The sequence below is a fragment of the uncultured Sphingomonas sp. genome, from assembly GCF_936927845.1.
Classification (GTDB): Bacteria; Pseudomonadota; Alphaproteobacteria; order Sphingomonadales; family Sphingomonadaceae; genus Sphingomonas.
The window spans coordinates 25900-52130 of record NZ_CAKZHV010000040.1 but is presented as its reverse complement, the minus strand read 5'-3'; the positions used below and the strand labels follow the sequence as shown (position 1 = coordinate 52130).

The following is a 26231-nucleotide window of genomic DNA, read 5'->3' as shown; positions in this document are numbered from 1 at the left end:
GCCGAGCAGGGCGCGTCAGCGCCCACTCATCGGCGCGCTCTTCGCGCGGCGATGGGCTTCCAGCGGGGACGTACTGGTTGACGGGAGGCACCCTATCGGGTGGGGGCGACCGGGTGCGTCCAGGCCGGATTCGCGAGCTTGCCGCGTGCTGTCTCGAGTCTGCGGATCGCGTCCGCCAGGAACAGGCCCTCGGACTCCTGCTCTTTGCCCTTCATGCGCTCGCGCAGATTGGCGATACGCCGCTCGATCGCGTCGGAGGTCACCAGCAGGTCGTCGGCGGTTAGGACGGCGATCGTCTCGCCTGCCAGGAGTCGGTGCTGCGACGTGGCAAAGCTGAGGTAGTGCGCCGCGACCGGGTAATGGTGGCGGAGCGCCTCATCCACGGCGTGGCTGAGCTGGGCGGTGTCGTGCGCCAGTTCGCCCAGCAGCGTGTCGCGGCTCATGGCCGGGATCGTGCGCAGGTAGCCGTGACCGGTAGTGACGGCGATGGGATCGCTTGAGGCGAGGCCGACGATCTGTTCGCGCGCGATAACGAGCACGTCGCCCTCGCGGACGTGGGGATCATCGAAGCACGCATCATAGGCGAGCCGGGTCGAGGTGAAATGATGGACGCGGTGCATGACCGTTCCTTTCCGATGCTTAGGAGTGGCGACGCGCGCGGCGTCAGGAGTAGGAAGGGCGCTCGGCCGGGTAGTGCGCGGGCGGCAGGCCGGTGAAGGTGAGCGCGCGGTAGCGCCCTCCCGTGTAGGTCACCGACGAAACCGGCGTTCGGTGCTGCTGCAATCGATCGAGCAGGCGGTTGGCGCGCTGCTGCGCCCGTACGGCCGCGGCCTCGTCCAGAAATAAGCCGATCACGCGAACGAAGGTGCCGGCGTCATACCACCAGCCCCCCTCTTCGGGGCCGCCATACGCGCGGTCAATCTCATAGAAGGCGAGGATGGTACGCATCGGCAGGCTCCTGGTGCGACTGGCCCGGTTGGCCGTCCCGCCCGTCTCGCTCCCCCTTCCCTTCTGTTCTGGGCTTCGTGCAGCGACATGCACCGCGCATTGCACCGCGCCTGAAGGTGGGCAGTTAGGCCGCTCGGAGATCGAGCGTGCCCATCAAGGTGGTCGCCGCCCCGAAGGTGCGCAGCGTGGACGCGATTGTGGGTCTGAGGCGTGCCTTGCTCGACACGATTACCTCCGGGGAGAGCGGCGCGCCGTCCGCGTCAGCATAGCCGGTCGCGAGTGTGCCGAGCGTGGTCTCCACCCGGATAAGGTGACCTCCGTTGGGACCGGGTCCGACGTGGCGGGCGGTGAACTCACCGAGTTTGCCAGTGAGGCCGTGGATCGCTTTGCCCCAGCGGATATGTCCCGCAGCCATGTTCTCGTTTGCGGCGTAGCCGCGGTCGAGCCAGGTTCGCAGATGGGCGCGCTGCTGCAGGCGAGTGTTTCGCGTCCGCTCCATGGTCCGGCAAAGGGGCAGGACGTCGGCGATCTCGTCCAGCAGGCGCAACCCGTCGTCTTGCAGCGCGATCAGCACGTCGTCGAACTCGCGGCCGGCGAGAAGTTGCGTCAGCTGGTGTCCGGCCGCGACTGCCCCGATTGTCGGGCTTTCGGCAGAGCGGTGATCCGCGGCGAGGCCGTCAGGAACCACGAATCCGGCAGGCGTCAGGATGACGATCATCGCCTTGTCGGCGCCGGGCCGAGAGAGGATCAGGGTCAGGAAGTCCCATGCCGTTCGCGACGGGTCGCCGGTTGCGACATCTGCGGCGTCGATGATGGCGAGCCGGCGAGACCAGCGCGCGGGCCTCGGTTCGTCTGTCGGTTTCGGCCACGCGCTGGGAAGCGGCCGACCACTCGGCGTCGCTGTAGGCGCGGGCGGCGGGAAGTTGCTCTCCCGTAAGATGGCCAGATTGCTCCGGCGCGCAGCGTCGAACAGATCTGTTCGGTCGCCGCCTCCATCGGTGAAGCCCTGGTCGTAAGCGGCATGGCGCAGCGCGAGTGGGGCGTTCGAGGGGATGCCATCAGGGTAATGGTGGGGCCATCCGACATGGGCGGCGTACCAACCATCGGCGTAACGGCAGCTGATGTCCCAGTCGTAGCCGTATTGCTTGTGGCCGTGCAGGATGGCGATGTCGCGGTCGTTGCCGCGGCCCGACTGGACCTGCTGCTCGGTAAAGGCGAAGTTGGTCGCCTGCCGCTGCGCCTCGGTCTGATCGCGGATCGCGTCGTTGATCGGGCGCATCGCGGCGATCCGTTCGCGGCCTCGAGCCGTCCGGTCCTGAAGGGGCGCGTCGGGCGGCAGGTCGGGAAAGTCGCGCCACGCGGCCGCGATCGCGGCTGCGTGTTCAGGGGTCCGGCCTCGGGTGAGCCATGTACTCACGTCGGCGGGGTCGAGACGCTCTTGTGCCATGACAGCCTTGCGGAAGAGAGCGAGCGGTCCACCACGCATCGCGCGGCGGACGGCTGCGGTTGGGTCAGACGGCGGTCGGAGCCGGGAGCGCGAGCCATTCGGGTTCGTCGTTCGCGATCGGCTTGTCGAAGTCGGCGGCCTCGCCTTCCGTGAACACCGTGGCGGTTGCGAGGGAGCCGAATCCGTTGTCGTTATTCCAGAAGGAGAGCCCATGGGTGCTATCGCGGGTCGCGAGCACGAAGCCGTCGAGACCCTCGTAGGCACCGGCATCAAGGCGCTTGAAGGCGCGTTCGAGGATGCCCTGGGTGGTGTGCCACTGGATGCCCGCGTCGGTGATGACAACGCAGCCGCCCCCGAAGTCGCCGACCTTCAGCCGATCGCTGTCGTGGGACCAGGCAAAGCCGCAGGGCAGAGCCGACTTGCAGGCGCGGAAGATGAGTTTGGCAACCTGGTCGACTCCGAACTGGTCGCCGGTGAAGGTGACGCGGACGTTGTCCTCACCCTCAACGTCCTCGATGGCGATGCGAGCGTCGAGATACGGGAAGTTCCAGTCTTCGAAGAGCTCGAGGAAGCTCTCAAACCGATTGTCGCCTTTGGGTGGGAAGACAGCGCGAAAGCGCTCGTCGAGCGTGTCGTAGGCGGCGGCGAGCTCGTCGTCGGTGCCGTTGGTATCGAGAAGGTCGACTGCCTTTTCCGCTTCCCGGAGGAGTGCGGCGTCCTCGCGGGACATCAGGAGGGCAAAAGCCGCCTTGAGATAGCTGTTCGACATGGGACTCTCCGTTTGCTTAGAGCGCCGTCAGGCGGTTGCGGCCTCGGTCAGGCGCGCGCGGGCGACTGCGGCCTCGTCAGGAAAGGCTGCGGCGAGATTGGTGTGGAGCGTCTCGAAGTCCGCGACCGGGAACCGACCGTCCGCACCCGGGCGGGTGACGTGAAAGGCGCTGATCAGGATTTCGCTTGGATCGCTGTGAACCTGGGTCGGGGTGGCGTCGTCATAATTGACGGGCGCACGAAATCCGGCTTCCAGCCAAGTCCCAAGGCCCTCTTCGACTGCCTCGGCATAGGTACGAACCGCCTCGTCGAGCTCGTTCTCGACGTGGAGCACGAGGGTAACGTAGGTGCCGAAGTCGTGGCGATTGGCGAGGCCGGAGAGCCGGCATCCCGGAGGTGGCGAGCCGTACCGGGCAATTATCGCATACTTGTAGGTCAGTACCTCGAGCTTGTTCAGGGCGTCGAAGTCGGGCGTCTGACCGAGCTGGGCGCAGTCCTCGTTGGCGGGCGCACCGCCAATGTCGACGAAATAGGGCATGGGGATCTCCGTCGGTCCCTATCGGACCACGCGATCCCTCCCCCCCCTCTCCTTCCGGTTTGGGCGCCCGGAGCGGTCTTCGGCCGCTTAACGCTTAGCGCGGGGTTGTTTTATGGTTGGCTCGCTCGAGCAGCACGAAGATGATCGTCATCATCGGGAGCGCTACGAGGGTGAGGTTCGGATCGATGACCATGGTGCCTACGAGCACTGCGGTTGCAGCCAGGAGGAAGGCGAGCGATCGCCAAAATCCGGGGGATCCTCGCGAGAGGTCGGTGACCGCCTTAGCCGCGGTCGAGCGGGCTGACTTCTGTGAGGCTTGGGAATCCGACATGCGTGATCTCCTCTCGGCGAGTGTAGCATGGCCTGCAATTCGCGGTCTCAACAAATCCGCGCCTATTTGGTTAGTCTGGGAACAGGCGGCGCTTCATCTCGGCCTGGTATTCACCGTCGGACAGACCGAGGGTCTTCAGTCGGTCGGTCTCCAGCGTAGCTGCGAGGTCGGCGGGAAGGATCGCCCAGGGGCGCGCGATGGCAATGGCCTCTGCCGCTGTCGATAGCTCTCGCAGGTTCGTGCCCCTCCAGACGACGGTTTCTTCTTCCCCCACCTCCTCGGGGTCAGGACGCAGTACCTGCACGAAGAAGGTCTCAAGCGGCCGGTCCCATCCGATCGCAACAGAGGTCGCGCCGCGAAGGCCGGTAAAGGTGTGCCTGCTCATCGGTGGTCCTTCCCGTAGGCGTCTTGGCGTTTCAGAGTGTGACCCAGGCGGTTTGCCATGCTCTCGGGGCGGCCTCAAAGCGAAGAACGCCCACGATGTCCTCGACTCCGAACGCGACGCATTCCTCGAGCCAGATGACATAGCAGGCTGATTCCGCGAGTTCGGTCGCCAGTAACTCGTCCATCATCGACGCCTCGCGGGCCATTTGTTCCGGCAAGGCGTTCCAGTCGAGGGCGTCCAGGAAGCGGTTTCGCGGCTCGATGAAGCGGATCAGACGGTGTTCGTCGGCCTTGGCGATGGCGATAGCCTGGTGGATGCGCATGGCTCGTCTCCTCTCGTGGACACGATCTCCGCTCCCCCTCTCCTCCCCGTCGAATACGACGGGTCAGGCTCCGAGCTGCTCACGCAGGACGTCCGATCGGACGGGATAGGCAAGACGCGGAAGCGGGTGGCCGGTGCGGCGTGCCTCGCGGGTCAGTTCGAAGCAGTAGGTGAAGAGTGGGCTCTGCCGCGCGTTGGTGAGGGCGCCGGTTCTTCGGCATCGATCCAGCCAGACGCGGGGATGCTCCGTCGGCCTCGGGCGGGGTGCGCCGAGGCGAACCAGTTGATCGATCGCGCCGGCGTGGCCGCTTTCGAGATTGCGGATCTTGGACAGGGTCCGCTCGGAGATGGTCTCGCCGGCGATGCGCAAGACCTGCCGCGGCCTTGTTCGACCACGATACGCCCCGGAGAGGGCGGCATAGACACCCCCGCAATGGCCGTACGCCGGATCGGAAAAGCTGACGACGGCTTCGATGCGCGGGCGCGCCAGACGCAGGAGGCGAAAGGCGCGGGAGGTGAAATAGCTCTCCCCGTTCGCGGCCACGCTCGGAAGACAGAGCAGTCGTTGCAGCACGCAGCGGCGCGCGGCGTCTGAGAACCCGGTGTGGCGCGTGATGACGGCGCCGGTCGCAGGGACGCCGAAGACGATCAAGCCGTCGAGCGAAGCAGCGCCGCCCTTGCCGGGTCCGAACAGGCCGACCGCGACCTGCGCGGCGGGGTAGCGTGGAAGATAATGGTGGTCCGCCAGGAAAGCGCGGGCCGTTTCGTGACCGAGGATATCGACCGCGTAGCGGCGGGGGTCGATTAGCGTGTCGTTGGACACGTACAGGCTTCGCCGGTCGCGCCAGCGTTGGCTCCGGGTGGTCAGCATGATGGTCGCCCTCGTTGGTCTGCGGCCTCGGTCATCGGCGGGGAAGGCGGAGCGTGCGCGCGATGTGGCCGGCGTACACCCCCACGGCGGACCATTACGCCGCCAAGGGCGGCTTGTGGGTGTGCCAGCTCTTCTCGGCGCGGCGTCTAGCATCGCGCTGCAGGTCGAGCAGGGCGAGGCGGAGCGCTTCCTGCGCGGCAGGGTCTAGGTCGCGCAGCGCGTTGATGGCCGGCAGGCCGAGGACGGGATTGCGGATCTCCGCGCGCGAGGAGCGCTGGGTCACATGAACCATGTGTCGATCCCGTCGAGTTCGAAGGCGGCTTGCCGGTTGTCGATGGTCAGCGCGAGCGCGCCGGGTTTCACCCAGATCTCCCGCGGCGACAGCGTGAAGCGCTCGCCGGCATCGGCCAGGAGCAAGGTTTCTCCTACCGTTTCAGCGATGCCACGCGATGCAGGCGGCGGAATCGCGTTACCGACCCATTCCCGTTTCTCGGCGTCCGATGTCCCGATCAGGTCGATGTACTCGGTCGGATCGAGGATACCTTGGATGACCAGAAGCTCGGCCGACGTGAACGGGCGATGCCAGGTGCCGTCGAGTGCGACGATGCGGGCCACAAGGCGATCGTCCTTGGCCGGCAACGAGGCCGGAAGGTCCTCCAGCTCGGGTTCGCGCGGGTCGGCAACCGACCAACTGCCGTTGCACTTCTTGGCGAAGCCGGGGATCGCGCCGGTGTGCTGATCCCATCCGACGATGCCGTAATGGGTCTGCGAGACGTAGTTCTGCCGGTCGGCGCGGCCGAGCGCCCGCGGCCTCGGATCGGCAACCGAAAGCGCACCAGAGCCGACCCGGTCGGAACCGGTCACCGTCGGAGCGGCCGCGTTTGCCGGCACCACGCGCATCTTGTTGCCGTGCTGGCCGAGTTCACCCGAGCGATAGAGAGGATCCGCGACGACGAACGCGCCCATCCCTGTTGTCGAGGCGCCGATCACGGCGTTGGTTGGGCTGTCATAGGCGCAGACCCGGTATTTGCCGTTGGTGTGGCGACCTTCGCGAGCGCGCGGGTCGGGTACGGCGCTCGCAGGGTGCGTCAATTTGACGATCTTGAAAGTGTTGTTGAAGCGCGGGCGGTCCTGTCTCGGATCCGCGACGGCGTTGGGTCCTGAGCCGACCCACATGTTCGCCGTGACGACGCCGGCGGGCTCGTCCCAGGTCCGGATACCGAGTTGGACGCTGGCGGGGTGCCCGTTGATGCGTGGGTCAGCGACCGAGTGGGCGCCGGTGCTAGGCTTCGGTGACCCGCTGACGACGCCTGTCGAGCCGTTCCAGCCGATGACGCCGAGAACGTGGCGGTGCGTCGCCGGTCCATAGGCGGGCGTCGGATCGGCGATCGAGAAGGTGGCCACCCCGTTCGCCGCGGTGACCGGGGCTTCCGCCCTACGGCCTCGAGCATGGATCTTCGGATCGGCAACGCTGAGCGCGCCGCCCGCCACGTGCGCGGCGCCGCTCACTACCCGGGAGGTGGCATCGTAGTGGGCGACCGATAGAAGACTGGTGTGCGTATCAGGTCGGTAACCCGGGCGCGGGTCGGCAACAGAGTATCCGCCATTGGTTGGGCCACCCCGGCTGCTGACCACGCCCACATGGTCGACCCAGTGCCGCACGCCGAGATACCCGGTGCCGTCGCGAGAGGAGAAGGCACGCGGATCGGCAACGGAGAAACGTCCCTGGCCAGGTGCGCGCGCGCTGGTGACCAGCGGACTGCGATCTTCCCAGCGGCAGACGCCGTAGGCGTTATCGCGCAGGGGTAGTTCTGGCCGGATGCCGTAATCGCGCAGGACGCCGTTTTCCACGGCGAGCTTGTTCAGCGATCGCCAGTCCGAGCCGGCCTCGACAAAGGCGAGACGAACCCATGTCTGCCATTGCAGGGACGGAACGCGGTGCATCGGGCCGGCGAGCGGATCACCGGGCAAGGGCATCTGCCCGATGACCTCTCCCACGCCGCGGAGTCGGAACTTGCGGGGCTGATAGATGAAGGGGGGGACGCGCTCGGTATGACGGGCGATCAGCAGGAATCGCTTGCGGCTCTGCGCGAGGTGCCCGAGCTCGCCGCAGTCGTGACGGCTCTCGTTGACCGAGTAGCCATAGGCGCGGAGCAAGGCGATAATCTGGTCGAGCAGCCAGCGTCCGCGCGTCTGTATCCGGGGCACGTTCTCGATGAGAATGACCCTGATCGGATCGTCCTTGTAGGCCTCGAGGGTGAGCCAGATCCCGCGAAGTGTGAGGGCGTTCAGGGCTTGGTACTTGTCGGTGAGGCTCTTCGCCTGCGACAGAAGGCCGCTGAAGCCCTTGCATGGCGGGCTGAGCAGCATGCACGTGAGGGTGCCGAAGACGGCGCGGATGTCGGCCGGGACGGCTTCGCGCCAATTCCGGTCGGGTTCGCGGCCGTGAAAGGCGCGGTACTGGTCGCGGCTGAACAGGTCCATGACCGTCCCGGGCACCCCCGTCAGGCGCTCGAAATTACGGATCGCCCCTGGATCGACGTCGATTCCGCCGGCGCATTCCCAATGGGCGACCATGTTACCGACCCTTGGGCGCGCCATGCCGAAGCCCTTGGCGCCAGCCCCTATTCCCGCGAACAGATGGCCATGGCGGTAAACTCGGGTGATGGGAGCTTGAAGCATGGGACCTCCGGAGGTGTCGCGGGGGCAAGATTGCCCGCGCCGCGCACCTTCCCGCTCCCCCTCCCCTTCTCAGGCTGCTTCGCGCCGCTCGTGGTAGATGTCGGCCGCCCAGGACTCGACCCAGCCCGCGGTGATCTCGTCATGGTCGAGGTCGCCGCTCTCGATCAGGTCCCGGATCTGCTGGCGGGCAAGCGCGATCGCGGTTTCCCATGGGTCAGATGCTGTCGGCGACGATGGCACCGGTTCGTCGGCCTCGGGCAGGAAGCGTGCAGGCGAGGACGTGCGGGCGCACTGTTGGCGATACCAGCGTTCCAGATGATCGGCGACGAGGTGATCCGTCTTGCGTACACCGCGCCGAAGTGCGTCCTGTCGGGCTGCGATGCCGTACGCTTGCGAGTCAATCGAGGCGATCCAGCGCGCGAACGGAGCAAGGTATGGCAGGGCGTCGCCCTTGACGCCGAAGGCGTGGATCTTGGTGCCGATCGGCAGCTCGCGGCTCAGCCGCTCGACCACGGCGATCAGGCCTTCTGGGCCGTGTATCGGGCGTCTGCACATGCTTCCGACCCCGACGACGGTGCCGGGCAGCATAAGGCATCCCAGCGCGTCGAGACAGCGGATGTAATCGGATGGGATCCGCCCTTGCAGGACGGGCATAAAACGCTCGCGGATGCCGAGGTCGACGGCGCGGGCGTGGCATTCCCGGTTGGTGGCGATCGTCCGCGAGATGCGGTCGCGCACCTCTTCCCGGTCGTGGGCGACCTGTACTTCGCAGCAGTAGTCGGCGCTGGCGATCCGTCTGAACGGAAAGGAGGCGGCGAGCGCCATGTAGTCGTCGATCGACCACGGCATGCCGTTGTAGGCAACGGTCATGGTATAGCCGGCGCTATCGAGGTCGATGCTGGCGAGGTCGGACGCGTTGGCGAGTGTGCTGGTCCGCCATCCCCTCCAGTCGCGCCAGCCATCGACCTTGCGCCAGCGCGAAAGGCAGTTTGCAGAGATCAGTACGGGCGCGCGCAGCGCGGCGGCGCGCTCGAGGAGCGCACCGCGGGCGAGATGCGGCAGACCGATGATGATCTCGATCCCGGACGGATGCAGCGTCGTCATGACGGGACGAAAGGGCGCGGACATCAGAGGTCCTCACGCAGCATGATTGTGAGGACGCGGCGGGTGACGCTGGCATCGGCCGGATTCTCCGAGCCGTACTCAAGAGCCGTGTCGTAATAGTCGATCGCGAAATAGATGCGCACTTCGTCGATGGCGAAGTCGCCGCGGTTGCGCTCCGGGACGCCGTCGGGGAATTGGTACTGGCGGATCTCCTGAAGAAGGCGGGCTTGCGCGATTGCTTGGGAGGCCAGGCTGTCGTTGGACAGGCTCGCAAGGCACGTGCGCGTGACAACGATGCGGGCGGTGCGGTCGAAGCCCTGCCGGCAACGGTCGTTGAGCCGGGCGATAGCCTCGCTCCGGCTGGTCGTATCGTGATCAATCATGGGAGTGCTCCGTTGAACCTGGAGGGGGTTGCCGGCGATCAGGCAGCGAGGGCGGGTTGCTCGCGTCGGCCTCGGTCCGGAAAGGCGGCGTGGAAGCGGTCGAGCCAGCTGGCGAGCGTCGGGCGAGCGTCGAGCGGGATGGCACCGGCGACGTCCTGAAAGCGGATCAGCTCGGTCGGGGCATCCCGAGCGATGCGGTCGACTTCGTCGGCGGGGAGGAGCCGCTCCTGACGAATGAACTGGGTCATCGATCCAGGTCGGGCGCGAGTGCTGCGGCGCCAGAGCCCTTCGACGGTGTGGAGGCGCGGTGCTGCCCGGGCCTCGACCAGAACGATAAGGCGCAGGCACCATGCGGGGAGCTCGCGGATCTCGCTGGGCGCGTTGGCCACGCACAACCATTATGTCGCCATTGAGACGATCCATTCCCTTTGACGGGATAAGGATATTGTCCCATTATCGATCGGGTCGGGGCAATAAAATGGAAACGCCCAGTGTCATGTCGAGGGTTCAGTGCATCTTTTCCCGTTCGATCCTTGGCTCGGCGTCGAGCCTATACTTCTTGATGGGACGATGATCCGGCCTGCGCTTGATGACTCCATAAAGCAGGACGCAATCAAATACTTACCCGAAACAAATCTCCCTTCTCTCCTTCATTCCGACGGAAGCCCCGTTGTAGAAGTCAATTCGTTCATCACGTTCCTGCGATCCGATGGCGTGTCCCTTGCCAGCGCAGGCCACTATGCTCGAGATCTTCAGGTCTTTGCCCGTTACCTGCGGGATGCGCGTTCAAAGTCGTTACTCGACGCATCGAGTGCCGACGTAGGGAAATATCGCAGCCTTCGGCTCGAAGGGCCGGGCGAGCTCCGACTATCGGGATCGTCTTGGAAGCGCACCTCTGCGGCGCTAACGCGGTTCTATCAATGGGCCGCCAGCGAGGACGCAGGACTGATATCAGTTGCGCCGAAAACCAGATTCCGCCGTGATGGCGCGGTTGCCGAAGATACGATCCGCATGATCCCGCTCGAGGATTACGTTCTGTTCCGAGACCAAGGCCTGCTCGGTGGGGGTTACGCGAACGGCATCACTCACCGGCGGAATCCGATGCGCGATGCCGCGTTCGCCGAGCTGCTTGTGACGACAGGGGTTAGGCTCGAAGAAGGCGCAAGCCTTCTGATCGGTGAGCTTCCGACGACGAACGCCCGCGTCTTTCACGGCTGTCGCAGCACCATGATCGACCTGCCCGCCAGAATCACCAAAGGGCGCAAACCTCGATCAGTGCCGTTCCCGAGGCGGGTAGCCAGTAACTTCATCGACGCTTATATTCGCGAGGAGCGGAGCCAGTTGGTCGATCGCTGGCGACGCGCGGGTGGGGTCCGGACCATGCGGCAGCCGCTCATCGGCACGCTTGCAGGCGGGCAACGCGTTTTGATCAAGGGCGAGCGGCGCCCTCGATCACTGGCGACTCTGCGCATCGACGAACGACGCAACCTCCTATTGCTGCCCGGATCGGGCGCACCATTGGAAAGTGCGCAGCCGGCAGCATTGTGGCTGGCGCAGGACGGCCAAGCCCTCACCCCCGCGGCATGGCAGTCGATATTCCGGCGTACCAGCAAGAAGTTGTCGGAGGACATGGGCTGGGACCTACACGTATCGCCCCATACCCTCCGGCATACCTTTGCCGTCTACTGGCTTACACACCTCGTCAAAGCGGAAGTGATGAGGCTCGACGATCGATCTGTCCCGGATCGAACCGAGGAAATCTACATGAAGGTTGTCAGCGACCCCTTGCGCCGGGTCCAGCGATGGCTGGGTCACGCCAGCGTCCTGACCACTGAAAAATATCTCACCTACCTCGATGAAGCCTTCGAAATCGTAGATCAGGCGGCCGAGGCGCTGGACTCTCGTCTGATGGGCTTCTTCTAGCAGTGGGTCGCCCTCGCCTCTCGTTCCGCGATTTACCTCCGCAGCAGGATGAGGAGCCGCGAGCCGACGCGATCGTAGCCTATCATCATCGTGACGGTGTCGGGCGCGAAATGACCTGGTTGCTGCACGAGGTGGGGAACGAAGGCCTGGGTCGCGATCTTGCCTTGTACCTTGGGCCGATGATGAACGAGCTGTTCGCCGGCCTGGCCGTCCCGAGTGTCGAACAGTATCGACAGAGCTGGATCCCGCTCGGGAAACATCTGTCCTCCAGCGGGCGCCTCAACGGGGGGCTTCGCGTGATCACGGCCGCTGACATCGATGCCTGCGACGTTCGGGGTCAATACTCCCGGTTCCGTTGCCTTGTTCACGGCCTTCGCGCGATAGACGAACGAAACCCTGATCTGCTTCGTCCGGATCTGAAGGCGCGGATCAACTTCACGAGCCGGCACAACGGAACGGCATTACGGCCCCGCGAACCGTTGACACCGTTCGTCGCTCGCGTCCTGAAAGACGCCGCTGATCGCAGCGTGGTAGCTACACGCGAAAGGATCTTGTCGGGCCGCGAGCAGATCGAAGCTTTGCGAAACAAGCCGGAGAGGAGCCGCTTTGAGAATGTGTTCCTGAGGGTCGCCGACGGCACGCGCCCCGCTCGAAGCGAGTTCGACATGTTCAAATATCGCAAGGTTGCCATCGCCGCGGCCAGCGATCTTCTCGTTCTGACCCTGCCTGATGCGATCTGCTTCATCATCGCCATCGCGCTCCGGGTCGAAATGCCGATAGAATGCCTGCGGACCCTGCGGCGCGACTGCCTGAAGAACCCCGCGAGAGGGTACGTCTCCATTGAATACACAAAGGGACGAGGCGGCCCCCGCGCGAAGATCAAGCGCGAACGCGTGCGTGATGGTGGAATTAATACGCCCGGCGGACTCGTTCGCCTTGCCCTCGAACTATCCCGACCCGCCGCCGAGCGAATGGCCGATCGAGGGGACCCGAATGCGGATTACCTGTGGGTGGGCTTCGTTGCAGCCGGACTGCCGAGCTGGCGGCGGTTCAGCCTTTCTACCCACAACTTCTATGCCGCGATCAGGAGCCTTGGGCTCGTCGACGAAGCGGGCAAGCCGATAACCAAGATCGTTCCCGCCCGGCTAAGGAAGACGGTGAAGCGGGACAATTACTTGCGCCACACAGGCCACCTTCGGCGCTTCGCGAGCGATCACTCGAAGCCAGTTGCCGCTCGGCATTATGCCGCGGTGGACGGGCTTCGAGAAGAGCATGCACGCTCGGTAGCGGTCGCTGAAGGTCAACTGTTCGACATGGCGATGATGCCGTTGGTCCTGCCACCGAAGGAGGAAGTCAGCGCGCTCGCATCCGGCCTCTCGATCGGAAACCAAAAGCTCGACGCAGGCGCGGTCGCGTCGTTGGTCTCAGGCGATGCCGATACGTTCCTTGGCATGTGTTCCGGCTTTTGGTCGAGCCCTCTTGGGCGGAACGACAACGGCTCCTGCGCCACCGCGTTCACCGGCTGCCTCCATTGCTCGAATGCAGTGTTCACCGCACGAAAACTGCCTGCATTGCTGACCTATCTGACATGGCTAGCTGAACGGCGCGCCGTCATGACGGAAGCGGAGTGGCACGAGCGCTACAGCGCCGACCATAATCGAATTATGGTACAGATACTCCCCGTGTTCGACGCTGGCGATATCGAACAGGCTCGGTCCACGGCGGAAAATGCCGCTGTGGCGCCAGCGCTGCCGCCACATCTTCAGCGGGGCTGAACATGCGTCGGGTTCTGGAACGTGCCGAAGCATCTTGGCGGATTGACCGTTCGGCATTGGTGATTCCGCCCCAGATGGTCGTGAGTGGCCGTGAGCAGCAGAATATCTCTCTGGTCGGGGACGATAAGTGGCTGCTCGAATGTGCCATCGCGCGGCCGACAAAGGCCCATGAAGCCTGTATCTGCTTCGGTCGGATCGCCGATGCTGATGAGCGGGAGCTCATACGAGAATACCTGTTCCTGTCTTTAAACTACGACTCCCGAGACAATGTGCGCGGCCGCCTCGGCGTCCTGAAACCTGGTTCGCTGATGCAGGTCGGCAATATAATCCGGCATTTTCTACAAGAAGTGCGGGAAGCCGGACTTCGACTCCACGAGATCGATCAGCCTTGGCTGGATCAGTGGCTGTCCGCGAAGCGGCACCTCGCACCGGCAACTCTTGTCTACAAGATCCTCTGCGTACGGCGACTTGCGCTCTATACGCCCTCCCTGTCGTTCCGGGGAATCGAGATAGCTCCTTGGGGTAACCGTTCAGCGACTAGGATCGCGGGATACCGGGGTGGCCGAGAAAATGTCACACCGCGAATACCGGAAGCCATTAGCGCGCCGGCGTTGCGGTGGGCCATGTTCTACGTCCATCATGGGATCGACGATCTTATCGCCCGACATCGTATAGCTGGCATCAACATCGCCGCGCGTCGGCAGAGAGTGTCACCGAAACTAAGCGACCAGCGCCTGCGCGCTTATTTGGATGCGCTTGAAGCATCGGGCTCTGGAGTACCGGCGACCCAAGATGGTCGACCCGCGTGGCCAGAAATCTGCAAGGCCAGCGGCCTCGGCGTGGCAGTGCTGAAGGCACGCTCAGCTATGCTCGAGAAGGCAATCTCGCAACTCGGAACCGAGCGCCCAGGCGCAAGCAGTGGTTGGGCCAGCATGCCAGGAACAAACATTGCGTGGCGGTCGCATCTTCCCAGCTTCAGCAGCCGTTATACCTTCATACCGGCGATAGCCGCGTGCTATCTCGTAATCGGCCTATTATCAGGAATGCGCGGCGAGGAAGCGGCCGCGCTCAAGCGTGGTTGCCTCAGACTCATGCGCGACGAACATGGGAAGGTTAAGGGCTACGAACTCGTCGGAAGAATCTTCAAAACCCGTAAAAACGTCGACGGCGCTGAACATCGCTGGACCGTGATAGAGCCTGTTGCCAGGGCCGTATTGGCAGCAATACGGTTGCAGGACTATCTACACAACAGCGCCGATCGAACGGAAGCGCCGCGAGATGATGAGCCCCTGTTCAAACCGGCCTTGATTCGGGGGGTGGGCAATGTCCAGCTTACGGCGCATCAATCGACCGTATACCTGAATTACTTTGCCAAAGAGTGTCGCCGGCTCGCCGAAGAAATGGCAGCGGCGGCGCCCGCCGAAGCCGACCGCATACTGGCACTTTATCATATCCCGGACGAGGGTGATGAACCCTGGCGGTGGCGCACGCGTCAGCTCCGCCGCACCCTTGCATGGTACATCGCCAGTCAGCCCTTCGGCGTGATCGCGGGCATGATACAATATGGGCACGCGAGCGCCATGATGTTCGAAGGCTATGCGGGCACTTCCCAATCCGGCTTCCGTTCGGAGATCGAAGAGGAACGTCGCCTCGCTCAGCTCAGCGATATCGTCGAGATGTACGAGGACTGAAAGGCAGGGATCAATCCAGGCGGCCCCATGCGATCGAAACTCGTCGCCGAATTTACAAGCATCAGAAACAAGATCGGAGATCTGCCCGGCACGGTCGTTGATGATCGGCGCCGCGCAAAAATGCTCTCGAACACCGCCGTCACGCTTCATCCGGGTTATATCAACGACTGCTTCTTCTATGCCGACCACGCCCTCTGCTTGAAGGTGAAAGGAGCTGAGGCGCAGCCGGCATTTACGAGGTGCCAGCCTGCTCGTTGTCCGAACAGCGTGGTGGCGAGGCGGCATGTGCTGGCTCTGCAATCATGCATCGCAGATGCCGAGACCATGAAAAATGGCAAGAACATCAGCCCGATCCAGAAACACGCCATTGAGGCACAGATCGATATTTACAGGCAGTTGCTGGAACAGGTCGAACGATGACGACGAAAGCGAACCCTCCCCGGAAATCGCAAGCCACCGTCGCGCTGCTTGACGCCTATAACCGCTTGCGCGACGGCAAAGGCACCGCGACGAATGGCAAGCTGAGCATAACCAATGTTGCGCGCGAGGCGGGGGTCAGTCGAGCGACGGCCTATCGATGCTCCAAACTTCTCGCTTTGTTCGATGAAGCTCCGAAGCCGCCGAAGGCTAAACCACAAAGCACGAGCGGCAAGGCCGAGCTGCGAAACGTGATCAACCAGTTGCTCAATCGTATCATCATGCTGGAGGCTGCGTTGGAAGCCAAAGACGCGGAACTCCGGCAATTGCGCTCAATGCTGCCAAAACCACGGCCGGCCGACTCATGATGCGAGCAAGTCCTGAGGACATTACAATCGACGCCACGTTGCACGCTCAATTCGCTCTACGCTACATGGCGACGCGAGACCGCCACGGGCGGGCTACGCATTGAAGGCAGGTTCAGTGTAAAACCCTCCCCGCTTGCGCAGCACTGATCCTCCCCTGCACAACGCTTGATGGATTTTGGTTGGGCCCATCACTCGACGAAGAATTCCCTCAATCAACGGCCCGCCTGCGACCAGCAGCTTGAATGGGTATCTCGCATGTAAATGACCGCGATTGGCCGTAAGGAGAACGGCAGGTATGGACCGCGGAAGGCAAACAACTGCCATTCTTAGGCTGGCGATGCAGGCCCCAATGCTTCGATAATACGGCAATCCGCAACGATGCCGCCATCGCAGGAATCAATTACCGCCTTCAGCTCTTTGCGAAGCGCCGCAAGGTCCGAGAGCTTGCGGTCAACTTCAAGTAGGTGCTCTTTGGCGATCCGGTCGATACCGGCGCAATCGCAGCTGCGGTCGCCCGAGATGCTTAACAGCGCACGGACCTGATCGAGCGAAAACCCGAGGTCGCGGGCCCGGCGGATGAAGGACAGTCGGCCAAGTTCCGCCTGCCCATAGTCCCGGTAGTTGCTCGTTGTCCGCGCCGGCTTAGGCAGCAGGCCGATTTTCTCATAATAGCGGATCGTCTCGATCTTCGTGGCCGTAGCCTTGCCCATATCGCCGATCGTGAATGCCATACCCTTGACCCTGTAGTTGCTACAGGCCCTATATAGCCTGTCATCACCGAAACAGGAGATGCATATGGCCGGCGGATGCTGCGGCGGATCACAGGACAATACCGAAAAGCTGAACGATGCGGCATGGCGGCGCGTGTTATGGATCGCGCTTGTGATCAACGCGGTCATGTTTGGCGTGGAGATTGTCGCCGGTGTCACTGCCGGGTCTGCATCGCTCAAGGCCGATGCGCTCGACTTCCTGGGCGACGCTGCCAACTACGCGATCAGCCTCGGCGTCGCGGGCATGGCGCTGGCGTGGCGAGCGCGGGCGGCTATGGCCAAGGGCGTATCGATTCTGTTGTTCGGGATTTGGGTGCTGGGCAACACGATCTGGATGGCGACGCAGGGCATAGTTCCAGCTGCTGAGACCATGGGGATCGTGGGCGTGATCGCAATGGTCGCGAACCTTGCCTGCGCCGCGATGCTCTGGCGTCACCGCGCGGGTGACGCCAACCGGCGCTCGGTCTGGATCTGCTCGCGCAACGATGCGATCGGCAATATCGCCGTGGTCGCCGCAGCGCTGGGCGTGTTCGGCACCGGCACGGGCTGGCCGGACATCGCTGTCGCAGCAATCATGGCCGCGCTCGCGCTGTCCGGCGGATGGCAGATCATCCACCAGGCGCGCGGTGAACTGAGGAGCAGGCCTATTCTCCGCCGAAGCGAATCCGCACCCCTCCGTTGAGGACAAACCCGTCGGTCGGTGCCCAGGCATCGACCGTCCATGCCCCCGCCGGTGCGCGACGCGGCAGGAGCAGCCGGTCATATTTCGTCTGCCGCACATTGAGCAGGTTTTCGGCATTGAGGAACAGGCTGACCTTGCCCAATATCACTTCGCCCATAGCGCCGAGCTGGACATAGGACCTGCTTTGCGTCCGGTAGGGATTGTCGTCCGGTATAGTATGCCTCGATCCCGAAACGGCCACGCCCTTCCTTCTCCCACATTCCGACAAGGCCCGCGCTGTCTCGGGGCGTCAGTGGTACGATCCGCCGACCAGAGCCATCGAGATCGGGTTCATTCGCGGCGACATGCACGTAGCTGCCGGTCAGAGACAGAGCCTGCCAGCGATAACGTAGCAGCACTTCGGCGCCGCGCGTCCGCGTGACGCCATCGGCATTGATGAGCGTGACATGATCCGCGTCCACCGTCTGCAACTGTTGGGCATGGTCAATGCTCGAGGCAAACAGGTTGAAGTTCGCTTCGAACGGTCCGCTGGCGTAGCCGAAGTCGATCGACCCGCTGTTGGCAAACTCCGCTTTGAGCTTTCCATAAGGCAGAAGGCGCGCAAGGCCATTGGCCTCTGTCTCCTCGACAAACGGTGTCGGCGCGTAGAAGCCGCGTCCCAGCGACGCACGGATCGTCCAGGGCCCAGGGCGATAGAGCGCGGAAAGGCGCGGGCTGACATGTGAGCCATAGTCGCTATGCGCATCCCAGCGCAGGCTCCCCGCCAGGGTCAGCCGGTCGGCCAGTTCCTGCTCACCCTGCACGAAAAGCGCGGGCACGGTATAACTGTAATCGAAGGCTGAGAACGCTTTGGACCGATAGTCGTCCAACTGGATCGCAGCGCCTGCCAGCCATGTCGTCTCGCCTGCCTTGCCGCCGAGCGAGGCCTCAGCGAATGCCGTGCGGTGGCGGTCATTCTCCACTGTCTTGCCGAAGACATGGCGATGCGATTGGGTAACGCCGGACGCGCGCAAACGCAGCGTGCCGATGCCTTCCAGCGGTGTTTCGGCCGTGAGGCCGAGGTCGTAGCGCCGGCTGTGCAGCGTCTGCGCGAACGGCGATCCGTCCGGCGCATTGGCTTCCGGCATCGTTCCGCCGTCGCGCTGCTCCGCCATCGCGCCGAAAGTGACCAAGGCTTTGGTCCCATCGGCAGTGTTGACAAACAGACGGGGCCGGACTGTGAAGCGCTCATAGCCGGGCATGTCGGCCCAGCCGTCATCGTTCAGATCCTGTCGGCTTTGACGGTCATAGCCAGCGGTGACCGAGGCACTGAACACGCTGCTGAGCGGCGCGGCGACATACCCCGTCACATCCTGTCCGTCACGACTGGTAGCATTGAGCAGGAGTTCGCCTTGCGACTCGCTGGCCGGACGACGCGACACCAAATTGATGACGCCGCCCAGTGCTGAGGGACCGTAGAGCGCCGATGCCGCGCCCTTGATGATCTCCACCTGGCCAAGATCGGTGGGCGGGATTTGCAGCAGACCAATGGAGGGTGTCTGCCCACCATAGAGGGGCAATCCGTCGGCCAGGATCTGCGTGTAGCGGCCCTTGAGGCCTTGGATGCGGACATTGGCCGCGCCTAGCGCGGGCGATGTGGTCTGAACCCGCACGCCCGGCGTCTCGCTGACGAGCATGGCGATGTTGCCGGGGCGCATGAGGAGCTTTTCTTCAATCTCCTCGCGATTGATGACATCGACACGGATCGGTTCGTCCTGAACCCTGCGCCCCGTCCGTGTCGCCTGGACCACAATCTCGGTCTCAGCCTCCTCTGTGTGGTCGGCCTGGACCTGTGCTTGCGCATAGGCTGTACCGGCCATCATGGTTGCAATAACCAGCGCGCTGCTCCCGACACAGACCCTGCCGGCACGAACCATCAAACTCACATTGCCCCCGTTCCTGCCCGACATCTGACGCCGGGTACGGAAGGCTCCATAAGACCTGTAGCGACTACAGGGTCAAGAACGGTTTTCAGGATCTGCTATTGGCCGTTGAAACGTCCGGGACGGTGCGCATTGCGTCGGGAGCGCGCGTAGGCCCGGACATTCTCCTGACGGTAACACCGGCAGCCTTGTGTAAGCCGCGCAGCCGATGATGACCTTCAGAAGGCAGCGTGACAGGTCAAGCAGGAACAGTTATCAGGGGGCGCCGAGAATAGAGTAGCAGGGTGGTGTCTCCTGCGCCCGCATATCGTGGGTTCTTCCCTGCCGCGGCGTCAACCTGACCATGTCGGGAAGACGCCTTGTTATGACAGGGCCGTGCTTTCCGATGGAAAAATGCTGATTCCGAGGGAAGCCGCCCCCTCATTCCGAAATGATGCCGCCCCCCTGTTCCGAGAATTACTCGCCCCCTGATTCCGAGATGATGTCGCCCCCTTTGCGGGGATGACGATGAAGGTCCGCTGCTGGGATTAGGTTTGCTTCCTTTGGGTTGTCCGAGGGAGGGAGCCGATGTCGGCGGAGCGATTGAGTATGCGACGGGTTCGCGAGATTTTACGGTACCGGTTTGAGCAGGGGCTGGGTCACAAGGCGATTTCGTATCGGGTGGGCGCCGCGCCCTCGACGGTGCGCGAGACGCTGAGGCGGGCAGCGGTCGCGGGTCTGGCTTGGCCGCTGGGCGCGGATGTCAGCGATGCCGTTCTGGAGGCGGCGCTTTACCGCGCGGCTGGCACCAAGACCGGCCATCGCCGCTGCCCTGAACCGGACTGGGCAGCGATCCATCGCGAGTTGAAGCGCAAGCATGTGACGCTGCAGATCGTGTGGGACGAATATATCGCTCAGCATCCGGAAGGTTATCGCTACAGCCGGTTCTGCGATCTCTATCGTGGCTGGGCGGCGAAGCTGCCGGTCACGATGCGGCAGACCCACGCCGCCGGCGAGAAGCTGTTCGTCGACTATGCGGGCGACAAGGTGGCTGTCGTGGTCGACCGGCTGACCGGCGAAATCCGCGACGCGCACATCTTCGTGGCGGTGTTGGGTGCATCGAGCCTGTCCTATGCCGAGGCGAGCTGGACCGAGACGCTGCCCGACTGGATCGCGGCGCACGTGCGGGCGCTGGAAGCCTTCGGCGGCGCGCCTGCCCTGTTCGTGCCGGACAATGCCAAGGTCGCGGTGATCAAGGCCTGCCTTTACGATCCACAGGTCAACCGCAGCTATGCCGAGATGGCGGCACATTACGACAGCGCGGTGCTGCCGACCCGTCCGCGCCGCCCACGCGACAAGGCCAAGGTGGAGGCCTGCGTGCTGATCGTCGAGCGCTGGCTGTTCGGGCGCCTTCGGCATCGGATCTTCTATAGCCTGGCCGAACTCAACGCCGCGATCGGCGACCTGCTCGCCGACCTCAATGACCGCCGTATCATGCGCCGCGTGGGCCAGACCCGGCGCCAGCTGTTCGAGGCCATCGACAGGCCTGCGCTGAAAGCTCTGCCGCTGGAACCCTATGTCTTCGCCGAATGGCGGCGGCGGCGCGCTGGTCTCGATTATCATGTCGAGATCGAGCGCCATTATTACTCGGTCCCGTATCGCTTCGCGCGCGAGCCGGTCGAGGCGCGGATCACCGCGCGTACGATCGAACTGTTCCACAAGGGTGAACGGATCGCCGCCCATATGCGCGGCTCCGGCAATGGCCGGCACACGACGATATCCGAGCATATGCCGTCATCCCACCGGCGCTTCGCCGACTGGACGATCGAACGCATCGCCACCGAGGCGGCCGCGATCGGCCCCTGTGCCGCCCTGCTGTGCGAGAAAATCCTGACCGATCGCCCGCATCCCGAGCAGGGCTTCCGGGCCTGCCTGGGCATCGTGCGCCTGGTGAAGGGCTTCGGCCGCGAACGGGTCGAAGCGGCGTGCAGCCGGGCGCTCGATATCGGCGCACGCACCTATGGATCGGTCCGATCGATCCTCGACAACCGGCTCGATCAGGCGCCCGCGCCCCGGCAGGCGCGCGACGATCGGACGATCACCCACCCGAATATCCGGGGTTCCCGCTACTATCACTGAAGGAGATCATGATGCTTCAACATCCCACTCTCGACCGGCTGAACGCAATGGGGCTGGCTGGCATGGCCAGGGCGTTCGACGAACTGGCCGCCAATGCCGAAGCCGAGCGGCTCACCCATCCCGAATGGCTGGCGCTGCTGCTCGACCGCGAATGGAGCTTCCGCCACGACCGCAAGCTGGCCGCCCGGCTGCGGTTCGCCAAGCTGCGCCATCAGGCAACCCCCGAGGATGTCGATTATCGCAGCCATCGAGGTCTCGACCGGGGGCTGTTCCTCAAGCTCGTCGCTGGTGACTGGATCGCCGCTCGCGACAATCTCGTCATCTGCGGCCCGACTGGCGTCGGGAAATCATGGCTGGCCTGCGCGCTAGGCCATAAGCCGGGAATCACCAGCCGCGCCACCGCGCCTGCCGCTACCCGCGCCGCCGTCTCGCGCGCCGACGATCGCCCGCCGCCGCGATAATCGCGAAAGCCGTATTTGGCGTCATAGGCATAATCGGCATGGCCGGGGCGATAAGCGAGCGCGACGTCGGAATAATCCTTCGACCGCTGGTCGACATTCTCGATCATCAGGCTGATCGGGGTGCCGGTGGTGCGGCCCTCGAACACGCCCGACAGGATGCGCACCTGATCGGGCTCGCGCCGCTGCGTGGTGAAGCGGCTGGTACCGGGGCGGCGCCGGTCGAGCCACGGCTGGATATCCTCCTCCGACAAGGCGATCCCCGGCGGGCAGCCGTCCACCACCGCGCCCAGCGCCGGCCCGTGGCTTTCGCCCCAGGTCGTGAAACGGAACAGGCGGCCGAAACTGTTGTGGCTCATGACGCTCCCAGCTGCGCGAAGGCGGGGGCGTGGTCCGCGCGGCCCCTTACACCGCACGGCATCAGCCCCCCCTGCAACGGCAGCGCCATGAAATAGTCGCCGGCATAAGGCGAGTCGAAACTGCGGGCCCATGTCGCGTCGAACCCGAACCGCGCGTAATAGTCTGGCTCGCCCAGCACGAAGCACAGCACGATGCCTTCGTCCTCCAGCCGCTCGATCCCGGCATGGACCAAAGCCTCGGCCACGCCCTGCCGCCGCCAGTCGCGAGCAACCGCCAGCGGCGCGAGCGCGACGGACGGAACCGCCTGTCCAGCGACCTCCACCGCCATCCGGCTGAACGCGATCGCGCCGGCCAGCGCGCCGTCCGCCGCCTCCGCCACCATCATCAGCACCATGTCCCCGGCCACGCACAGGTCGCGCACCAGCATCGCCTCAGAAGGCGCAGGGAAGGTAGCGACCAATAGCGCGTCGATCGCGGCGACATCCTCGCCGCGAGCCGGGCGGATGACGATGCTCATGCCGCGCGGCGGCGGATCAGCACACCGCCCGCCATCGCCAGGACAAGCGCAACCGCCCCCACCGTGAGGGGATGACCCGTTGCACGACCCACTGTCGATCCGAACGCCACACACGACACGATCCACGTCGTACACAGGCAATCGACCGTGCGGTTGCGCGGACCAATGCCGAACGCGTTCATTCCCAGCATCAGCGCGACGACCATCGCCCCAGCGAGGAACGCGGACCCCAGCGCAGAAAACCAGATGCCCGCATCAGGCAAGCGCAATGTCCGGCGCGTCCTCGGCCTTCATGCCGATCACGTTATAGCCCGCGTCGACATGGTGGATCTCGCCCGTCACGCCGGACGCCAGATCGCTCAGCATATACAGGCCGGCGCCGCCGACATCCTCGATCGTCACGGTGCGGCGCATCGGCGCGTTGAGCTCGTTCCATTTCAGGATATAGTTTAAATCGCCGATCCCGCGCGCCGCCAGCGTCTGGATCGGCCCGGCGGAAATCGCATTGATGCGGATGTTCTCCGGCCCCAGATCGACCGCGAGATACTTCACGCTCGTCTCCAGCGCCGATTTCGCGACGCCCATCACGTTATAGTGCGGGATGACCTTCTCCGCGCCGTAATAGGTCAGCGTCAGGATCGAGCCGCCCTCCGGCATCATCGCCCGCGCCCGCTTCGCCACCGCGACCAGCGAATAGGCCGAGATGTTCATCGTCATCAGGAAATTGTCGAGCGTGGTGTCGTAGAACTTGCCGCGCAGCTGCGACTTGTCGGAAAAGCCGATCGCGTGGACGACGAAGTCGATCGTCGGCCATTCGGCCTTCAGCGCATCGAACGTCGCGTCCAGCGCGTCCATGTCCGACACGTCGCAGTCGAACAGCCGCGCCACGCCCAGCTCCTCCGCCAGCGGGCGCACGCGCTTTTCCATCGCCGCGCCCTGATAGCTGAAGGCCAGCTCCGCCCCTGCCTCGCTCAGCTTCTTCGCGATCCCCCAGGCCAGCGACTTGTCGTTCGCCAGTCCCATGATGAGTCCGCGCTTGCCCGCCATCAATCCGTTCACGCCGTCACCGCCACTTGTTTCGCTGTCGTATCGCCGCCCTCTACTACCGGATCGACCGGTTCCGCCAGTGCCGCGTTCAGGTGCGCCCCGAACACGAGGCCCAGCCCGATCAGATAGAAAAACAGCAACATGACGACGACGCCCGCCATGCTGCCATAGGTCAGATCGTACCCGCCGAGCTGGCCCAGCACGAACGGCAGCCCGCTCGTCATGCCGACCCACCAGATCGTCGTGAACAGCGCGCCGGGCCATTTGCGGCTGCGCGTACGGCGGTATTTGCCCGGCGTGACCGAATAGAACAGCATGTAGCCTGCATTCCCCAAGTGGCGTGTCGTTTGAGGTGAAGATCGCCTGTATCCGAGCGCTAGACAAGGATTTTCTGCCGCAAGCGGCACCTGCGGTCGCGCAGACTGCTGGATCTGGACGGATCAGACCGCGAAGCCGCTGTTTCCTTGCCCAGGGGCGGCGTTTTTCAGCGCAGCGGACAGATCTGTCCAGCCGCTTTCGTTCAGTTTGAGCGTGGATCGCGATCATGCGCATAGCGGTGGCGCTCGCAATCGGCGGATAGCGGCGAGGATGGCGCGTACCATCGTGCCGGTGACAGCGACCTCGGCCAGCTGGAAGGTGATGGTGCGGGCGTGACGGACCACACGTGCCCCGATCTTGATCAGCTTCAGTTGCAGGCTGGTCAACGACCAGTCGGCCATGGCCTCGGGCAGCTCGATGCAGCGCAAGAAGGTGGCCAGGTTGTACGCCAGGGCGTGCAGTTGCAGCCGCACCTCATTGTCGCGGAACTTCCGGCACGACAGCCGCGTCCAGCGAAAGGCGTATTTGCCCTCTTTGATGTGCTGCTCGGCGGTGCCGCGCTGGTTGTAGAACCGCACCACCCAGTCCGGCTCCATCGGCAGGTTGGTGACGATGAAGCCGACACGCGGGAACAGTTCGCCCGGATGCCATTCGATCTTGGCGATCACCCGGCGTTCCTTGTCCCAGGACGCCGCCTGATACTCGAATTCCTCGAAGAACCGCTTGACCTTGGTCAGTGACGGCCGCCCGACAGGGCGCGTTAGCCGATGCGCGATCTTGTCCTTGAGGACCGCGTTTGCGGGCAGCCGGATGGCGTAGAAGAACCGCGCTTCTTCCAATCGCTCATAGATCGCCGGGATCGCGTAGGCAGCATCGGCCCGGAAGAACCTGCCACCAAGGTCGCGCTCCGCGTAGCGCGCAATGACGGGGTCGAGAACATCACGCCAGCCATCGGCGCTGTGGACGTTGCCATGGCGCAGGGCGCAGCGTTCCAGCATCCCGAACTGGTTGAACAGAAAGTTGGGGTGATAGCAGCTACAGTCGAAATGGCCATTCCAGGCGGACCCTTCCTGGTCGCCATGGGTCGGGCTGACCGAGCTGTCCATGTCCAGAACGATGTACTTCAGCCCGTTACGGTCATGGAACCGGTCGATCCATTGCCCGTTCAGGTCGGCCAGCGCGGCACGGTTCCCGGCCAGAGCCAGCGTCTCGGTCTCGAACCGTCCCATCTGCGATGCCGAGGCCGCTTGTGCATCGACCGCTCTGCCGCCGACAACTTGGCGCATGACCGGATCGCAGGCGAGACGGTTGGCGTCGTTGACATCCTCGTATCCGGCCAGCCGCCCAAAGACTGATTGCCGGAACAGGCCGTCGAGCCGATGGACCGTGTTCTTGCCAGAGCGAGTATCGCGCAGCGCCGCTGACGCCAAATCGGACAACCCGAGCGCGTCATCAAGCTCGCGCATCACCAGAAGGCCGCCGTCGGAACTGAGCTGCGTGCCGCGAAATTCCAGCCGCACGCGAGGGTCGAAATCCACCCGATCTGCCCGTTGCAAGCCCGCACCCTCTGGGTGATCCATGAAACGCGCCCATCGCAGCCTTCAACACCATGTTTTATATAGGAAATATAATGGTCAGGACAGCGAAATCAGCGCCTTACTTGGGAAATGTGGGATAAGGCCTGCCGCGACGACCGTTCGGTGCTGTATCAGCGGGTGCCCAAGCTGTTCGCCAGCCTGGCGTTGGCACGCGGCGACGGACGCTACGCCCGCATCCTGGCCAAGCTCGGCAGCGTTCAGCTCCTGATTCTTGATGACTGGGGGCTTGAGCCACTCGATGCTCATGCCCGCTACGACCTCCTCGAAATCCTAGAAGAGCGTTATGGCCGTCGCTCGACGATCGTCACCAGCCAGCTGCCGATCGCGGCGTGGCACGAGGTGATCGGCGATCCGACCTATGCCGACGCCATCCTCGACCGGCTCGTCCACAACGCCCACCGCCTGGACCTCGACGGTGACAGCATGCGCCGGGTCAAATCCCCTTCAGAGGCTTGACGACCGGCACGAACGAAATAACAACAGACGTAG

General features: G+C 64.1%; 27 protein-coding genes and 4 pseudogenes. 9 read left to right on the top strand and 22 right to left on the bottom strand.

Annotated elements, in window-relative coordinates:
- Positions 1 to 92: 92 nt before the first annotated feature.
- The 14 genes and pseudogenes from Q0579_RS06435 to Q0579_RS06370 all read right to left on the bottom strand — a co-directional run.
- Positions 93 to 620, bottom strand: a complete 528-nt coding sequence (locus tag Q0579_RS06435; protein ID WP_298277234.1) for a hypothetical protein — start codon at positions 618 to 620, stop codon at positions 93 to 95.
- A gap of 43 nt (positions 621 to 663) precedes the next feature.
- On the bottom strand, positions 664 to 948 hold the full coding sequence (locus tag Q0579_RS06430; RefSeq protein WP_298277237.1) for a hypothetical protein: 285 nt from the start codon (positions 946 to 948) through the stop codon (positions 664 to 666).
- A gap of 124 nt (positions 949 to 1072) precedes the next feature.
- A complete protein-coding gene (locus tag Q0579_RS06425; RefSeq protein WP_298277240.1) occupies positions 1073 to 2395 on the bottom strand; it encodes a hypothetical protein in 1323 nt (440 codons plus the stop codon).
- 64 nt (positions 2396 to 2459) lie between these two features.
- On the bottom strand, positions 2460 to 3164 hold the full coding sequence (locus tag Q0579_RS06420) for a hypothetical protein (protein WP_298277245.1): 705 nt from the start codon (positions 3162 to 3164) through the stop codon (positions 2460 to 2462).
- Between the two features lie 27 nt (positions 3165 to 3191).
- Complete coding sequence (locus Q0579_RS06415) at positions 3192 to 3701, bottom strand: hypothetical protein (protein ID WP_298277249.1); 510 nt, start codon at positions 3699 to 3701, stop codon at positions 3192 to 3194.
- 94 nt (positions 3702 to 3795) lie between these two features.
- Positions 3796 to 4032: a hypothetical protein gene (locus tag Q0579_RS06410; RefSeq protein WP_298277253.1), complete on the bottom strand. Its 237-nt coding sequence runs from the start codon at positions 4030 to 4032 to the stop codon at positions 3796 to 3798.
- A gap of 70 nt (positions 4033 to 4102) precedes the next feature.
- Positions 4103 to 4417 (bottom strand): hypothetical protein, encoded by a 315-nt coding sequence (locus tag Q0579_RS06405; RefSeq protein ID WP_298277256.1) that lies wholly within the window; start codon positions 4415 to 4417, stop codon positions 4103 to 4105.
- Between the two features lie 31 nt (positions 4418 to 4448).
- Positions 4449 to 4739 carry a hypothetical protein gene (locus Q0579_RS06400; RefSeq protein WP_298277259.1) on the bottom strand — a complete coding sequence of 97 codons (291 nt, stop codon included), beginning with the start codon at positions 4737 to 4739 and terminating at the stop codon, positions 4449 to 4451.
- 63 nt (positions 4740 to 4802) lie between these two features.
- Positions 4803 to 5609, bottom strand: a complete 807-nt coding sequence (locus tag Q0579_RS06395; protein ID WP_298277262.1) for a hypothetical protein — start codon at positions 5607 to 5609, stop codon at positions 4803 to 4805.
- Between the two features lie 94 nt (positions 5610 to 5703).
- A complete protein-coding gene (locus tag Q0579_RS06390) occupies positions 5704 to 5901 on the bottom strand; it encodes a hypothetical protein (protein ID WP_298277265.1) in 198 nt (65 codons plus the stop codon).
- Positions 5889 to 8291 carry a DNA cytosine methyltransferase gene (locus Q0579_RS06385; RefSeq protein ID WP_296221004.1) on the bottom strand — a complete coding sequence of 801 codons (2403 nt, stop codon included), beginning with the start codon at positions 8289 to 8291 and terminating at the stop codon, positions 5889 to 5891. Before Q0579_RS06385 ends, Q0579_RS06390 begins: the two co-directional genes overlap by 13 nt.
- Before the next feature lie 69 nt (positions 8292 to 8360).
- Positions 8361 to 9419, bottom strand: coding sequence for a hypothetical protein (locus Q0579_RS06380; RefSeq protein WP_298277268.1), 1059 nt, complete (start codon positions 9417 to 9419; stop codon positions 8361 to 8363).
- A complete protein-coding gene (locus Q0579_RS06375; RefSeq protein WP_242121877.1) occupies positions 9419 to 9778 on the bottom strand; it encodes a DUF3768 domain-containing protein in 360 nt (119 codons plus the stop codon). The genes Q0579_RS06380 and Q0579_RS06375 overlap by 1 nt, the downstream gene beginning before the upstream one ends.
- A 38-nt stretch (positions 9779 to 9816) precedes the next feature.
- Positions 9817 to 10176: pseudogene (locus Q0579_RS06370) on the bottom strand (hypothetical protein); the annotation flags it as partial.
- A 112-nt stretch (positions 10177 to 10288) separates the two neighbouring features.
- Here Q0579_RS06370 and Q0579_RS06365 point away from each other — a divergent pair.
- From Q0579_RS06365 to Q0579_RS06345, 5 genes are all read left to right on the top strand, one after another.
- Positions 10289 to 11701: a tyrosine-type recombinase/integrase gene (locus Q0579_RS06365; protein ID WP_063976912.1), complete on the top strand. Its 1413-nt coding sequence runs from the start codon at positions 10289 to 10291 to the stop codon at positions 11699 to 11701.
- 110 nt (positions 11702 to 11811) lie between these two features.
- Complete coding sequence (locus Q0579_RS06360) at positions 11812 to 13476, top strand: hypothetical protein (protein WP_048939653.1); 1665 nt, start codon at positions 11812 to 11814, stop codon at positions 13474 to 13476.
- 2 nt (positions 13477 to 13478) lie between these two features.
- Positions 13479 to 15167 (top strand): hypothetical protein, encoded by a 1689-nt coding sequence (locus Q0579_RS06355; RefSeq protein WP_298277278.1) that lies wholly within the window; start codon positions 13479 to 13481, stop codon positions 15165 to 15167.
- Between the two features lie 27 nt (positions 15168 to 15194).
- Complete coding sequence (locus Q0579_RS06350) at positions 15195 to 15587, top strand: hypothetical protein (protein ID WP_298277281.1); 393 nt, start codon at positions 15195 to 15197, stop codon at positions 15585 to 15587.
- Positions 15584 to 15952 carry a hypothetical protein gene (locus tag Q0579_RS06345; protein ID WP_010409068.1) on the top strand — a complete coding sequence of 123 codons (369 nt, stop codon included), beginning with the start codon at positions 15584 to 15586 and terminating at the stop codon, positions 15950 to 15952. The genes Q0579_RS06350 and Q0579_RS06345 overlap by 4 nt, the downstream gene beginning before the upstream one ends.
- Positions 15953 to 16278: 326 nt before the next feature.
- Here Q0579_RS06345 and Q0579_RS06340 read toward each other — a convergent pair whose 3' ends face one another.
- On the bottom strand, positions 16279 to 16683 hold the full coding sequence (locus tag Q0579_RS06340) for a helix-turn-helix domain-containing protein (protein ID WP_066675305.1): 405 nt from the start codon (positions 16681 to 16683) through the stop codon (positions 16279 to 16281).
- Positions 16684 to 16747: 64 nt separating this feature from the next.
- Here Q0579_RS06340 and Q0579_RS06335 point away from each other — a divergent pair, with 64 nt between their 5' ends.
- Positions 16748 to 17404 (top strand): cation transporter, encoded by a 657-nt coding sequence (locus Q0579_RS06335; RefSeq protein ID WP_066675301.1) that lies wholly within the window; start codon positions 16748 to 16750, stop codon positions 17402 to 17404.
- A 77-nt stretch (positions 17405 to 17481) separates the two neighbouring features.
- On the opposite strand, the gene Q0579_RS06330 is transcribed toward Q0579_RS06335, so the two are convergent.
- A complete protein-coding gene (locus tag Q0579_RS06330; RefSeq protein ID WP_231729948.1) occupies positions 17482 to 19320 on the bottom strand; it encodes a TonB-dependent receptor in 1839 nt (612 codons plus the stop codon).
- 594 nt (positions 19321 to 19914) lie between these two features.
- Here Q0579_RS06330 and istA point away from each other — a divergent pair.
- Both istA and Q0579_RS06320 read left to right on the top strand, forming a co-directional pair.
- Positions 19915 to 21444 carry an IS21 family transposase gene (istA, locus tag Q0579_RS06325; RefSeq protein WP_082730872.1) on the top strand — a complete coding sequence of 510 codons (1530 nt, stop codon included), beginning with the start codon at positions 19915 to 19917 and terminating at the stop codon, positions 21442 to 21444.
- A gap of 8 nt (positions 21445 to 21452) precedes the next feature.
- Positions 21453 to 21905, top strand: a complete 453-nt coding sequence (locus Q0579_RS06320; RefSeq protein WP_366522271.1) for an ATP-binding protein — start codon at positions 21453 to 21455, stop codon at positions 21903 to 21905.
- On the opposite strand, the pseudogene aroC reads toward Q0579_RS06320, so the two are convergent.
- From aroC to Q0579_RS06290, 6 genes and pseudogenes are all read right to left on the bottom strand, one after another.
- Positions 21824 to 22261: pseudogene (aroC, locus tag Q0579_RS06315) on the bottom strand (chorismate synthase); the annotation flags it as partial. The gene Q0579_RS06320 and the pseudogene aroC overlap by 82 nt on opposite strands.
- Entirely contained in the window at positions 22258 to 22779 is a 522-nt protein-coding gene (locus Q0579_RS06310) for an N-acetyltransferase (RefSeq protein ID WP_298810348.1), read from the bottom strand. The gene Q0579_RS06310 and the pseudogene aroC, both read right to left, overlap by 4 nt.
- Positions 22776 to 23042 carry a hypothetical protein gene (locus Q0579_RS06305; RefSeq protein WP_298810346.1) on the bottom strand — a complete coding sequence of 89 codons (267 nt, stop codon included), beginning with the start codon at positions 23040 to 23042 and terminating at the stop codon, positions 22776 to 22778. The genes Q0579_RS06310 and Q0579_RS06305 overlap by 4 nt, the downstream gene beginning before the upstream one ends.
- Positions 23035 to 23826, bottom strand: a complete 792-nt coding sequence (fabI, locus tag Q0579_RS06300) for an enoyl-ACP reductase FabI (protein ID WP_298810358.1) — start codon at positions 23824 to 23826, stop codon at positions 23035 to 23037. The genes Q0579_RS06305 and fabI overlap by 8 nt, the downstream gene beginning before the upstream one ends.
- Positions 23827 to 23834: 8 nt before the next feature.
- A pseudogene (locus tag Q0579_RS06295) lies at positions 23835 to 24152 on the bottom strand (YhjD/YihY/BrkB family envelope integrity protein); the annotation flags it as partial.
- A 216-nt stretch (positions 24153 to 24368) separates the two neighbouring features.
- The gene (locus tag Q0579_RS06290; protein ID WP_006473457.1) at positions 24369 to 25724 is read right to left on the bottom strand and encodes an IS1380-like element IS1247 family transposase; all 1356 of its coding nucleotides are present in this window, start codon (positions 25722 to 25724) and stop codon (positions 24369 to 24371) included.
- A gap of 96 nt (positions 25725 to 25820) precedes the next feature.
- Between Q0579_RS06290 and Q0579_RS06285 the strand changes: the two are divergent.
- Positions 25821 to 26198 (top strand): annotated as a pseudogene (locus Q0579_RS06285) (ATP-binding protein); the annotation flags it as partial.
- Positions 26199 to 26231 lie beyond the last annotated feature (33 nt).